Source organism: Bacillus sp. sid0103, from assembly GCF_019219025.1.
Genome location: NZ_JAHUWN010000006.1, coordinates 1 through 12,996, shown reverse-complemented (window position 1 = coordinate 12,996; position 12,996 = coordinate 1). Strand labels below are relative to the sequence as shown.

The following is a 12,996-nucleotide window of genomic DNA, read 5'->3' as shown; positions in this document are numbered from 1 at the left end:
GTTTTAATGACAATCTATCCATACTTTATAATATTGGCTTACCCGTTCATGAAATCCGAGAAAATTTTATACCAACAACCATTACTTACGAGTAAGAATGGCAAAATGAATTCAATTTGCATCTAAAAGTTAGTAAAAAAACATCCATTTCATGAATGCCAAACCTTTCTTATGCGCGCTCCTTCAATCTTCTTGAGGTTACACTTTTCCTTCTCATCAATAAATTCTTTTTCAAAATGCTGAAACATCTGTTCATGAGTATTAATAAATTTTTCACCGAAGGTATTTCGAATAATGGCCTTTAGTTCACGCAGCTCAGGGAATTTCCCATATATATTCCTTAATGGGAGGCTTGCTGAAACAAGGTCATTTTCTTCTGGCTGGTAAGATTTGAGCAAGCTAGTGATAATTTCTTTTCCTTTGTCAGTAAGTTGAATATACGTATTTCTTTTATTATCTTCTCTTTTTAGAGATTGTAGAAGCCCTCGTTCCTCTAACTTTTTGGAAAAATTAAATGCGGTAGAAACATGCATGACTCCTAACTCCGCAATTTCGGAGATAGATGCACCGTGTAAATGATAGCCAACCCATAAAATATGGTATTCATTAATATTCAAGTTAAATGGTTTTATCCATTGTTGTAAATCATTTTCAATCACTTTCCAAAGTGCCTTGCTTAATTGAGCCACTCTTTGACTAAAAATAAGTGCTTCCTTCATAGAATAAATTTTTTCCAAGTTTTCATTCCCCTTTTTCTATTCATTTTAATAAATTGGACTAATGTACTGCTTAATAATCTAAATATTCAGATAACATTCGGAACAAATAAAATTATTATACAATATCATAAAGTTAAAATAATTAGCTTAATCACTTTTTTCATAAATATCCCAATTTAGCGTTGTTAAACTCTACATACCCTTTTTATTGAATTAACTGTATTGCTAAATCAATAATTTGTATTTTTCAATTTTCCTTAGGGCAATTCTAACTTACTAATAGGTAAGTGTCAATTCCTCCATATGCGAAACGATGACTTACTGCAAGATGCAACAATTGCAAAAATGATACTTCCATTAACCATCCCCGCACGACAGAGAATGAAATATGATTGGGGAGGTTGCCTCTTTTCAAGTCAGGGAAACCTATTTTCATGATTTTCATGGCTTTAGGTGCAAAAATACACGAAATACGAAAAATAAAATCTATTTCTAGCTTGAAAGTACTTTATGCTGAAAGTCCCAACAACTGATGGATAAATATTTTCTGATTTTGGGCAGACTGATCCTGAATATCCAGTTGTTCTTTTTTGAGCATATGCATGGCTTCAATACCGGTACGAATCTGTTAGGCCGTTCGAAATGATTTCATTCCTAACATTGGGAAAAACGCCTTGCTCTTTCACGCCCTAAGGTAGAAATAAGGTCACGACTGACATACCTAATGCTTCGGCATTCATCAGAATAAAACGTTCCCCTATAATCCTGATTTGGCCCGGATGAAATTCAATATCTGATTTATTCAGTGGTGTTAGTACTTGCACCATATTCTATTGCAACTTCTTAAAAATTTTTCCGATGTACAAGTAGAGTATTAATAAAACAATGCACTTTTCCTCTATTAAATATCGACTCTCTTGATAATCGCGGCCATTCCTTATCCTACCGCTATATTAAACAAGCGCTAGACTTTCGTACCATAAATAAGTTTTGCCAGTTTATGGGACAACATTATTTTTTTGATTGAATCCCCGAAAAAATTTAGAATGGCAGATCCAACATCCAATGATCTGCTCCAACTTGAGATTCCATTCCTTTAGGAGGACGCTCACCCTTAAATGCACTTTCGAGTAATTGTTTAATGGACTGTTTTGTGATCGACCTTGGGTTATAATAAGGATTCTTTAAAGCAAGCTCTGCAGCTCGATTCAAATCCTGTTCTTTCATGCCAATTTCCGCTAAAGAAGTTGGGGCATTTAGAGATTTACTGAAGTCAAAATGGAATCCAGCTACATCCTCTTAATCCGTACCAAGTGCACGTGCCATGATCTTAATGGCTTCAGGAATAGAACTTGCATTATACCAAACCGCATAAGGTAAAATGACAGTATGGGTCTCAGCATGCTGAAGCCCAAAACTTCCACCTAATACATGACATAACTTATGATGCAAAGCCATTCCAACAGACCCTAAAACTGTTCTCCTTAAGAAATCTAGCATTGATCACAATAACCAAATATTTTTAGGTCGTGGTAGATTTAAAATACTATTTGGAAAACGTCTCCGTATTCATTGGTGAAAGTACTTTTGGACGAAGAATAAAATCATAATGTGAGGTATTGAAAGGTTTGTCAAAACCTCGATTTAATATTTCTCTAGGGTCGTCGCATTTGCCCTTTTTTAAGATAAGTGATTCCTTTACTGCACCAATTGAATCGGATTCGATCCATGGATCATCTGGAATAAATAACTAAGTGGTAACCGGTTCGAATCCAGCAGCCGTTACTTTAAAATGAATATGTGCCGGACGCCAGGAATGCCTGCCGGTACTTTTTAATAGTTGTCCAACTGGTCCTCGTTTTCCAATTTCATAAGCAGCAGGGACCATGGTTTGTATTTCAAATCGACCATTCATATCGCATTGGATTCGGCCCCTAAGATTATAGTCCGGCTGTTCCGGGTCTTCATTTTCATAATTTCCATGTTCGTTTGCTTGCCGAACATCAAGCAATGCATAAGGCAAACCTGAAATTCCTGTATGACATCATGAAGGTGACGGGTCAGTTTTGCAGTAATGTCAGATAGTCTAGTATTCATAAACGATACGCTCCTCTATCAAAAATTTTTTCATAGACATGCATTTCCTAAAATTTAGACCTGAAATAAAGAGGAGAATGCTTTGATGAGGCAGGATTTAAAATACCTTATTTTGTTAGCACTTTTTCCTGTTCCGGTACGGTATAACGTCCACGTAGATAACCTAATGGGCGCCGAGTTGGATCGTTAATTTGGACTCTCTCCACTCTGCCGAGTAATAATGTGTGATCTCCTACATCCACTTTTTGGTCTACCTTGCATTCAAACACAGCCAAGGCATTCGAAATAACAGGCACATGATACAATCCTTCCTTATAGTCAAGTTCCTGGAATTTATCTATACCACGTTTGGCAAAGTGTCCTGATAATTCTTGTTGCTCTTCTGCCAGTACATGGACGGCATACCCTTCGGAATTCATAAACGCACTATAGGATCCTAGTTTTTTATCCAAGCTAGCTAATATAAGTGGAGGACCTAAAGAAACCGACGTAAATGAGTTTGCCGTTATTCCCACGGGCTTTCCATTCTCCCCGGTAGTAGTCACAATCGTTACACCCGTTAAGAATTGACCGCAGGCATTACGAAAGAATCGTGAATCAATACTTTCTTGCATGGATAGCCCTCCAATTGATAATTATTTATTCTTTGAATTAGCCGCAAGCTCAGATTTGGTGAACTTAGATAAGATAAACCCTCGTTCATTTGAAGGTAACATCTATCTTCTCCGTCCTTCTCTCCACCCTTAATTGGGCATTCGAATTAAAGGAGAGAGAATCTTTCGATGAAATTCTCCAATTTATTGAGTTTTTTAACTGTTTTTATAGTAACAAGATTCTGATTATTTTTATTCAGCTACAAAAGATGGTTTTTCATTCAACTTTCTGTCCGAATCAGCCTATAACAGATCCTTTAGTGGTAAGAAATCATGTCTGGAAACTTTTGTATGTACGGTCATCCCTCTAAGTAATATCGAACAAAAAAACTATCTTTCGGTATAAGGAATAAAGTGGAAGTTTTAAGGAAAATCTACCATTATTAAAACTGATGCAAGGGAATGAAAATTTGTAAGCAATGAATACTACGAAAATTTTCATAAGTCCAGCTTTGATGATCGTCATTCTCTCGACTGGATTGATGAATCATGTATTCGTGTTACCACTTCTTCTCGACCAAGCAGGAAGAGATGCGTGGATCTCGGTACTCGTGTCCATTCCGCCCTTTTTTTTGTGGCTTGGTGTCCTATATTACATCATGCGAAAAACGAATCAGCAATCGTTAATGCTATTGATTCAACAGAAATTTGGAAATTTGGCTTTTCTTTTGATTGTTATCCCGTTAGAGCTTTTCCTGCTGGCCATTACGATAATAACGCTAAAAGAAACAACGTATTGGATTTCCATCGACTTTTTGAAAGCGACACCGATCTTTGTCATTGCATTTTGCATCATGCTCCTCTGTTCAATGACAGCTCTTGCGGGGATTTCCTCGATTGCACAAATGTCTGCTCTCTTCCTGCCAATGGTGGTTTTGTTCGGTTTTTTTGTCATGTTGACTAACATGCCATACAAGCATTATTCTTGGTTGCTGCCTATGATGCAAAACGGCTGGGGTCCGGTCTGGAAAGGCAGTTTGTACTCGGCTGGCGGCCTAGTGGAGATTTTGTTTCTTCTACTATTTCAGCATCACATAAAACAGAAGGTAAAATTTTGGCATTTAGTTATGATTGGAATAATCCTTGTGGGGCTTACACTTGGACCGCTTCTTGCAGCCATTGCGGAGTTCGGGCCGCATCTCGCCATAAAGCAAAGACACCCGGCTTATGAGGAATGGCGTTTGGCGGAACTAACTACATATATTTCACATTTTGACTTTATATCATTATTCCAATGGATGTCAGGGGCAGTAATCCGCATTGCAATGTCGTTGTATTTATGTGTGGATGTGCTAAATTTCAAGAGTAAACGAGTAAGGAATAGTACGCTGTGGGTAATTAGCTGTGCAGTGTTGGTACTTGCTTTGGTACCGATCTCCGATACGGAATACTATGGCATGTTGAAAAATCATTATTTTCCATTACTTATTGCTATGGTCATTCTAATCTCACTAGTTCTCCTGATCTTTAGCTACACAATCCAATTTAAACGAGGGTGAATCTCCATGTCTTTTATAATTCAAGAGCAGAAATTACGCAGCCTGTTCACCGCTTGTGCCGATGTACAAGTCCAGTTACATGAATATGGAACAGAGCCTCATGTCGAGAAGGTACTGCTCCTCTTTTGCACAGGACTGGCTGATCCTGTGCAAATTAATCAAGTGGTGTTTCCACAGTTGGAGCAAAACAAATCGTTACCTTTGCTTCCTATCTCGCTGGAAGGGAGTCGATATGCGGTAGAGCAGGAGATTGTTACGAAGGTATTTGCGGGGGAACTTTTGCTGCTTTTTGAAGGGTCAGGCGAGTTGTTCTCGCTGAATGTCGCTAAACTTCCTCAGCGCCAGACGGAAGAATCCACCTATGAAGTGTCAGTGAAAGGACCACGCGACTCGTTTACGGAGTCAGTGGAGACCAACGTAGCTCTGCTTCGGAAGCGGGTACGGAGTACGACACTGTGCAATGAATCGTTTGTGGTCGGGAAACGAAGCCAGACCAAAATCTCCCTGATGTACCTTTCCGATGTACTGAACGAGGAAGTGTTGAAAGAGGCAAGAAAGCGGCTAAATTCCCTTGACGTGGACATTGTCAACGGCATCTCCCCGCTAGAGGATTTGCTTGCCGACTCGCCTTTTTCGTTTCTGCCGTTAATTTCCTACAGTACGAGGCCCGACTATGTGGTGGAATCGTTACAGCGAGGGCGGTTCTGCATTTTGATTGATGGGGCACCTGCCGCTTTGGTCGCCCCAATCAATTTTCAGTATTTGGTAAAATCGGCTGAAGATATGTACATGCCGTATTTTTTTGTTACGTTTGAGCGGTTGATGAGATATCTCGCCTATTTCATAACTGTGATGCTACCGGGATTGTACATCTCGCTAGTATCATATCATTCGGAGCATCTTCCATTTCCTCTAATGGCAACAATATCGTTAAATAGCTCTGGTATCCCGACTTCTCCACCTTTTGAACTATTTGCTATGCTCTTTTTGTATGAACTGTTTGGTGAGGCTGGTAAACTTTTGCCAAAGCAGGTAGGACAAACCGTCTCGGTTGTCGGAGGATTAATCGTCGGCGATGCAGTTATACGTGCAGGACTTACTTCTCCTAACATTATTGTAATCGTAGCGATATCGTTTATGGCGCAGTTAATACTAGTCAACCAATCATATTCATCGGCGATCATTTTTATGCGGCAATTCGTGCTGCTGTTGTCGAGCGTTCTCGGCCTTTTTGGGTTTTTAATAGCTAATTATTCTATCATACTGTACATGTCGACGTTAAAATCGTTTGGTATGCCTTTCTTTTCTGAATTGATCGATCCACTCGACGCTGACTCGATCAAATCGCTCATTCAATTTCCGAAACCTTTTCAACGAACGCCACCGAAGTTTCTGCGGACGAAAAAAACGCATAAGCAAGGGGATGATTCAGAATGAAGCGTGAAAAGTATCGCCTATTGCTCTTGCTGATTTTGCTATTCGTGGTGCCTAGTTTGACTGGGTGCTGGGATTACAAGGTGTTGAAAGACATGTCATACGTCTCATCAGTTGGCATTGATTACGTAGATAATCAGTTTGTCGTGTACACCCAGATGGTCGACTTTGCTTCTGTAGGTAAAGTGGAAGGTGCCAGCAGTGAGGAAGCTTCCTCCAACATATGGGTGGGCAAGGCCACTGGCTCCACATTTTTGTTAGCGTGGAATAATTTGTACAATAGCATACAGCAAAAAGTTCATATTGGGCAAGTATCGTCGGTGGTGTTCACACAGAAAGCGATGCAAATGCATCTGAATCAAACAATAGATATGTTTGAACGTTCTGAGGCAAGGTTAACGCCTTGGATTTTTACAACAGAGGAACCGATGGATGATCTTTTCTCCATCACACCAATGTTTCCTTCGTCTCCGCTTTTTACGAAACTGAACTCCCCAGAAAGCAATTACAAGCAGCATTCCATGATCCGGCCGCTGAAGTTTTTGGAATTTATAGCACTTTATTCGGAACCAAGTACCTCAATTATTGTGCCGACACTTTCAATCGACAAGAATAATTGGAAACAAAAAAAGAAAAAAATGCCTGAGATGACAATTAACGGAGCGATTATTTACCATACAAAGAAGAAGCCGCGCTGGATGTCCAAGGATGATTTACTGGGGGTGCGGTGGTTGGAAGAGAATACCACTCATACACCACTTGCTTTGAATGATGACAAAGGGGACATTAAAGCAGTCCTGTACTTTGAGAAGCCTAAGGTAAGCGTGAAATCTAAGCTTTCGGCGAATGGAGAGCCCGTCTACAACCTGCACATCAAAGTTCACGGTGAATTAAACCAGTTGAACGTCCCAATGACAACTAAAAAGTTGAAAGCAGAAGCCGAAGCAAGAATCAAGGCTGAGATTCGCTCAACGTATACCGCAGGTTTGAAAAATAATGTAGACGTCTACCATTTGGAGGAAACCATGTTCCGCCATCGATATGCAGATTGGAAGCGGTTGACAAGCAGAAAGTCATTCCCCTTCACACAGAATTCACTAAGAGACATTCAAGTGGAAGTTGAGATTACGAATACAGGGATGTCAAAGTTAAAGACTTAAAGGTGACGGAACGTTTTTTAATTTGACATCATTGTTTTATTCGAATTTTTATCAAAAAACCCATCCTTATAGAAAAAAAAAGGGTTCCGTTTTGAGTTGCATATCATATAAATGACAATAAAAATGGCTTGCTAACTGACATCAGTTTTGGCAAGCCATTTTCTGGTTTATATAGTCTTTTTGACGACATAAAATACAAATGTCTTGTTCAACTAAAGCATGCGTTAGTTGAACAAGAAAAACAAAAATCCTTTTCAAAAGAATGATCTTTTTTATGTTAATTATTACAATTACTTCAGCTTAAACCGTTACTGACATCTTTGTTACGTATTTTACATATTCGGCAGCGTTTTGTGCCAATTGCTCATCGGTTACGTTACTAACCCCGTGCAAAATAAACGGTGTCATAAAGGTCATACCGAGTATATTGTTCGTAGCCTGAATCGGCTTCAACAATTCCTCCATCGTGTAACGGTTGTAACCGGTAGGCTGATACGATTCCGCAGGACCGAACGTAGAAGTCGCTACTCCCAGTTGTTTGCCGCGCAACTTGTCGCCGCGTATTCCGAAATCCCCAAGAAGTACGACATCGAACCATTCCTTCAACAAAGCCGGTGTGCTGTACCATTGGAACGGAAATTGAAGAATAATGCGGTCATGGGCCAAAAGCAGCTCCTGTTCTTTAGCAGCATCGATTTTTTGGTCAGGATAAGTTGCGTACAATTGGTGAATCGTAACATTATCTTGATTTTGTCCGGCTTCCATCCAAGTCTTGTTAATTCTGGACTGTTTGATGTTAGGGTGAGTAACGATGACTAATGTTTTCAAGCTAATCCCTCCTTGTTGGTTCATTATGTCCTGCAATTTAGAAGCTTTTGGTAAACTTCATAAAATACCGATTTTTCATTACTATGGAAGCTAATACAGCTAAATTTCAAAATCGACCATAATACTGTCAGTCATTCCAGCTTCAATCATGTACGAAACTGCCTTTTGGTGTTCTGGATGAGGACCATAGGCCTTTAGTGCTTCCATGCTTTCAAATCGAACGGTTAGACCAATATCAAATCCTTGATTCCGTTCGGAAAAATTGTGATTACAACGCAAATCAACAATGCCTGGTATGGAATTTGCTAAACTTCGAAGCTGTTGAATCACATTATCCTTATGTTCCATTGTGGTCATTTTATCGAACTTGATGATTACAACGTGTTCAATCATGCCGACACCTCCTTAATTTAAAATTTAAAACCCATCCAAACTGCTTTCATCATTTCTTTCTTCTCTATATTGTTGATTCTTTTATCGTTATCAAATGAAAAAACAAATATTCATTCCAAGACTAACATGTTCATTTCAATAATTTGGCGTAATTTTTCTCTGTCCGTTACTGTCTTAACATGGCAAGATGCTTGACGTTATTGATTTACTGCGATGCATATATCGGAATTACAATAGAATGAGCTACGCATTTCCCTGCAACTCGAACATGGAAAAATCTTTATAAGTTTCTTTCTGTTTTAGTGCATTAAATTAATGTATAAAGATGCTTCTTAACATCGTATTCTTCTATTTCAATACCATTTTTTAAACGATGAATAAAATCTGGATTAGATATAAATGGACGTCCAAAAGCAGCGACATCAATTATTCCTTCTTCAATCGCCTGATTCGCCAATTCTGGATTAAATCCACCTACCCCAATCAAGATACCATCCCAGTATTTTCGGACTAATTGATGCATCGTTTTTCCATCTGCAAGCACTCGATCAAATTGCATAATTGATGGGTGAATCATTGTTGCACCCGCTTCCTTAAATGCCTCAACAAATGTACGAATAGCCGTTTCTGGATCTTCCCACATGTAATTAGGTATATCTACTTTAAAAGCAGAGAATCGGATCATTGTTCGTTCTGTACCGATTGCGTCAATAACAGCTTTAATTACTTCCTTCATGAACGTTAATCTTTGAGCAAGGTCGCCACCATATTTGTCTGTTCGATGATTAGTTATATCTGAATTAAATTGGTCAATTAAATATCCGTGGGCACCGTGAATTTCAACACCGTCAAACCCTGCTGCTATTGCGTTTTTCGCAGCTTGCGCATATTGATTGATTACTTCATTAATATCTTCGATTGTCATTTCTTCGGGAATATCATATGGTTTACGGAATCGTGAGACAAGACCTTCAGCTGGAATAGCTGATGGTGCTTGAGGAGGCAGATTTCCAGCAAGCTCGTGATGTGATAAACGACCAACATGCCATATTTGAGCGATCATTGTTCCTCCTTCTTTATGCACGGCATCAGTCACTTTTTTCCATCCCTTAATTTGTTCGTCCGAATAAATGCCTGGAACTCCAGGATATCCTTTTCCACGTGAACTAATGACCGTTCCTTCTGAAATGATTAAACCAACTCCATCGGCAGCACGTTTTCGGTAATATTCAACAATATCCTCTCCTACTACTCCTGTTTGATCATCTGCAAACATTCTTGTTAAAGGTGCCATTGCGATACGTGATCTTAAATTCCAAGCTCCGATTTTTATCGGTTCAAACAATTTACTTTCTAAACTATCTTTTAAATAACCCCAAGAATTTATTTCATTGCTAATTTGACTCATTTATTCTTCCTCCATTCATTTTAGTTATTCTATATTTCTATAAATACTGAAATTAAAAATATAATTTGACCGCTTTATCATTAAAGTAAAGCGGGTGCGTGTTGTGCAAGTACTTCTCGTTGTAAACTGTAATATCTGAAGGTTCCTTCTCTGCGAACTGTTAATAATCCGCAATCAAGCAATGGTTTTAAATGATGCGTTAATGTCGAATTGGCAGGAACTTTTAATTGATTTGCCATTTCCAGGCAAGCTAACTCTGATTGCTGTGCAAGTAATTTTACGATTTGTAATCGAGTTGATTCACCTAGTGCCTTATAGATTTTTACTGCATTATCATCGTTCACCACTAAAAACCTCATTTCAGTAATTCTTATTTTCTTATTTCAGTATTTCTAGAAATATTGTATTTAATTCGAGATGATATGTCAAGAGAGTGGTTTTTAATTTACCTACTTTCTTTCTTCAATTTGTATATCAAAATCCCCTTTTTGTTCTTAACTATATTTTAAATTGCACTCGATTATTGAGATAAATACACCCCGTTGATGGTATTTTTGTAAATATACATCATTTTCACTAAGTTAGTTGATGAACTAATTAAGAAATTATATACAAAATTATTATTCAATATTTTATTAAATGTCCCTGTTCTTATTCAACTCCCTCAGTTTAATACGAATATCTCTCGAATGCTCCCTAATTCGGAGGATTTCATAACCCTTTTAATTGGATTTTCGGATAAATGAAATGAGTCCAGATCATTTTGGCTTCGTGAAGGTATAGTTAAATAAAGGAGTCAGCTACCACTCCATATTTTACCATATGATGTACATCTCCACGCCGCCCCTGGAGGCTTTCCCTCCCATGTCTCAACGGGTCAATTGCCCTCTCATTCCTTCGTCATGCCTATCCAAGGGGTGGAGGCCAGTTATGCTATCCTGATGGGTCACTGTGCCCTTTTGTTGAATAAATAATGGTACTCCGTACATATTTGAAATCCTACGAATAAGACAACATTCAAAATTAAAGTTACCTTTTTTAAAAGATACATTTAATATAAATAATGTTTTAACTCTATGCTGCTAAAGGGATTAATACTTGGACTTTATTTGGACAGTAAGACTCGTTTCGTCGTGCTATTCCTACAAAAATCCTTGCTAATTTACCTATCAATTTCATGATTGATTTCATTTTCTTTAACTTCTTTACTTTCACATTTTGGGAATGGAGGGCTTTAAATTCAGGGTTATTCATCACAAGGCTCATAGTTGCTAAGTAGAGGAATCGTCGTAGTCTAGACCTTCCACGTTTTGAAATGACAATCTGACCTTTCCATTTGCCTGAACTTGCTTCAGCTATATGTAATCCCGCATGACGTAATAGAGAGTTTCCGTGAGAGAAACCACTTAGATCGCCTGATTCACCTAATATCCCGGCTAATGAAATTTCACTTATTCCCTTAATCATGAGTAGTTTTTTTGCAAATGGTATTGTATAGAGAACTTCTTTAACTTGTTGTTCAACTCTTTCGAGTTGTTTTACAGCGAGGTCATATTCCTCTAATAATTGTTCTAAATGGAATTTATAAGTATCAAGGGCTTGTCCGGTTCCAATAGAGGCTTTTGCTAGATTGATTAGTAATTGAGCCTTTTTGGGTCCTAGTTGTCGTTTCATTAAAGACTTCCACCCCCTCATGACATCTAGAGTTTCTAGTGAAGATATTTCATCCGGTGTAGGAAATAAACGAAGGGTTGCGATGGCCCCTTTGCAAGAAACATCTTTAAACACTTGTCTAAGTTCTGGAAAAACAACATCCACCCATCGATTTACTTGATTAATAGACATCACGAGACGTTTAACAATTACATCACGGTTAGAAATTAGAACTCTAAGTTTCTCAAATGATTCTGATGATTAAAAATTTTTATTTACTTTCCATCTTTTCATTTTCATTTCTTTGAAAATTTTTCTTTCTTTGCTTGTAAACTCCGAATAATTCTTTAAGTAAGTTATTCTTGAATTATAATAACTCAAAAAAGTACTAATTTAAATCGGTTAGAGACAAAAGGCAACCCGTATGGTTGAGGGTGAATCAGAGTACCCTATGAGGAGTGGATTGGAAAAATTCAATTCACAAGGTTATATAAAATATTGTGAGATTTTGACATTCCGTGTGGTATGCTGAGATCGATCTATGTATCGATGCTGCACTAAAAAAGTGGGTAAAGAACCCAGTAAGAGGTGGAAAATGAGTTTAGTACGCCCAGCCTACAAGAAACGAATTGTGCTGGCATCCAGACCGGAAAAGACGGCTACCGCAGAGAACTTCCGGATGGAAGAAGTAGAAATTCCTGGGCTTCAAAATGAGCAAGTGCTTGTCCAAAGTCTATACATTTCGGTTGATCCATACATGCGCGGACGAATGAATGCCGGAAAATCGTACGTAGCTCCGTATCCAATCGATGGTGTTATTCTCGGGGGGGTTATAGGTCGAGTAATTGAGACTGCATCACCAGTGTTCGATGTTGGTGATATCGTACTCGGCGGTTATGGATGGCAAACATATGAAGTCGTGAGCGCTGACAGTTTGCGCAAAATCGATGCAAGTATCGCACCTATTACAACGTATCTCGGTGTTCTAGGGATGACAGGACTAACTGCCTACTTTGGATTGCTTGACATTGGCAAACCCAAAGAGGGGGAGACCGTGGTCGTATCTGGTGCAGCGGGTGCCGTAGGTACGGTAGTAGGACAAATTGCAAATATCAAGGGAGCTCGCTCTGTAGGGATTGCTGGTTCGGATGA

10 protein-coding genes and 4 pseudogenes are annotated in these 12,996 nt (G+C 38.6%); 4 read left to right on the top strand and 10 right to left on the bottom strand.

Features of this window, described 5'->3' with window-relative positions; all coding sequences use genetic code 11:
* Positions 1–149 precede the first annotated feature (149 nt).
* The 5 genes and pseudogenes from KW850_RS08405 to KW850_RS08390 all read right to left on the bottom strand — a co-directional run bounded on the left by KW850_RS08405 (position 150) and on the right by KW850_RS08390 (position 3,430).
* Entirely contained in the window at positions 150–719 is a 570-nt protein-coding gene (locus KW850_RS08405) for an HTH-type transcriptional regulator Hpr (RefSeq protein WP_218347323.1), read from the bottom strand.
* Between the two features lie 508 nt (positions 720–1,227).
* Positions 1,228–1,380 (bottom strand): annotated as a pseudogene (locus KW850_RS33250) (IS6 family transposase); the annotation flags it as partial.
* A gap of 380 nt (positions 1,381–1,760) precedes the next feature.
* Positions 1,761–2,219, bottom strand: a pseudogene (locus KW850_RS34580) (dehydroquinate synthase/iron-containing alcohol dehydrogenase family protein).
* Positions 2,220–2,469: 250 nt separating this feature from the next.
* Positions 2,470–2,742 carry a dioxygenase family protein gene (locus KW850_RS08395; RefSeq protein WP_218347118.1) on the bottom strand — a complete coding sequence of 91 codons (273 nt, stop codon included), beginning with the start codon at positions 2,740–2,742 and terminating at the stop codon, positions 2,470–2,472.
* A 181-nt stretch (positions 2,743–2,923) separates the two neighbouring features.
* Positions 2,924–3,430 (bottom strand): flavin reductase family protein, encoded by a 507-nt coding sequence (locus KW850_RS08390; RefSeq protein WP_218347117.1) that lies wholly within the window; start codon positions 3,428–3,430, stop codon positions 2,924–2,926.
* A gap of 458 nt (positions 3,431–3,888) precedes the next feature.
* Between KW850_RS08390 and KW850_RS08385 the strand changes: the two genes are divergently transcribed.
* The 3 genes from KW850_RS08385 to KW850_RS08375 are packed head-to-tail and all read left to right on the top strand — an operon-like array spanning position 3,889 to position 7,562.
* Positions 3,889–4,968 carry a GerAB/ArcD/ProY family transporter gene (locus tag KW850_RS08385; protein WP_218347116.1) on the top strand — a complete coding sequence of 360 codons (1,080 nt, stop codon included), beginning with the start codon at positions 3,889–3,891 and terminating at the stop codon, positions 4,966–4,968.
* Between the two features lie 6 nt (positions 4,969–4,974).
* Positions 4,975–6,405, top strand: coding sequence for a spore germination protein (locus tag KW850_RS08380; RefSeq protein WP_218347115.1), 1,431 nt, complete (start codon positions 4,975–4,977; stop codon positions 6,403–6,405).
* A complete protein-coding gene (locus tag KW850_RS08375) occupies positions 6,402–7,562 on the top strand; it encodes a Ger(x)C family spore germination protein (protein WP_218347114.1) in 1,161 nt (386 codons plus the stop codon). Before KW850_RS08380 ends, KW850_RS08375 begins: the two co-directional genes overlap by 4 nt.
* Positions 7,563–7,862: 300 nt before the next feature.
* On the opposite strand, the gene KW850_RS08370 is transcribed toward KW850_RS08375, so the two are convergent.
* From KW850_RS08370 to KW850_RS08350, 5 genes and pseudogenes are all read right to left on the bottom strand, one after another.
* Entirely contained in the window at positions 7,863–8,390 is a 528-nt protein-coding gene (locus KW850_RS08370) for an NAD(P)H-dependent oxidoreductase (RefSeq protein ID WP_218347113.1), read from the bottom strand.
* A 99-nt stretch (positions 8,391–8,489) separates the two neighbouring features.
* Complete coding sequence (locus KW850_RS08365) at positions 8,490–8,783, bottom strand: Dabb family protein (protein ID WP_218347112.1); 294 nt, start codon at positions 8,781–8,783, stop codon at positions 8,490–8,492.
* Positions 8,784–9,090: 307 nt separating this feature from the next.
* Positions 9,091–10,191 carry an alkene reductase gene (locus KW850_RS08360; RefSeq protein ID WP_218347111.1) on the bottom strand — a complete coding sequence of 367 codons (1,101 nt, stop codon included), beginning with the start codon at positions 10,189–10,191 and terminating at the stop codon, positions 9,091–9,093.
* 80 nt (positions 10,192–10,271) lie between these two features.
* Positions 10,272–10,535 carry an ArsR/SmtB family transcription factor gene (locus KW850_RS08355; protein ID WP_308128768.1) on the bottom strand — a complete coding sequence of 88 codons (264 nt, stop codon included), beginning with the start codon at positions 10,533–10,535 and terminating at the stop codon, positions 10,272–10,274.
* A 730-nt stretch (positions 10,536–11,265) separates the two neighbouring features.
* Positions 11,266–12,105: pseudogene (locus KW850_RS08350) on the bottom strand (transposase); the annotation flags it as partial.
* 334 nt (positions 12,106–12,439) lie between these two features.
* On the opposite strand from KW850_RS08350, the pseudogene KW850_RS08345 reads away from it, so the two are divergent.
* Positions 12,440–12,996 (top strand): annotated as a pseudogene (locus tag KW850_RS08345) (NADP-dependent oxidoreductase); the annotation flags it as partial.

Coding starts and splice junctions, on each gene's coding strand:
- KW850_RS08405 (WP_218347323.1), bottom strand. CDS start 719: ATGAAGGAAGCACTTATTTTTAGTCAAAGAGTGGCTCAATTAAGCAAG.
- KW850_RS08390 (WP_218347117.1), bottom strand. CDS start 3,430: ATGCAAGAAAGTATTGATTCACGATTCTTTCGTAATGCCTGCGGTCAA.
- KW850_RS08385 (WP_218347116.1), top strand. CDS start 3,889: ATGAATACTACGAAAATTTTCATAAGTCCAGCTTTGATGATCGTCATT.
- KW850_RS08380 (WP_218347115.1), top strand. CDS start 4,975: ATGTCTTTTATAATTCAAGAGCAGAAATTACGCAGCCTGTTCACCGCT.
- KW850_RS08375 (WP_218347114.1), top strand. CDS start 6,402: ATGAAGCGTGAAAAGTATCGCCTATTGCTCTTGCTGATTTTGCTATTC.
- KW850_RS08365 (WP_218347112.1), bottom strand. CDS start 8,783: ATGATTGAACACGTTGTAATCATCAAGTTCGATAAAATGACCACAATG.
- KW850_RS08360 (WP_218347111.1), bottom strand. CDS start 10,191: ATGAGTCAAATTAGCAATGAAATAAATTCTTGGGGTTATTTAAAAGAT.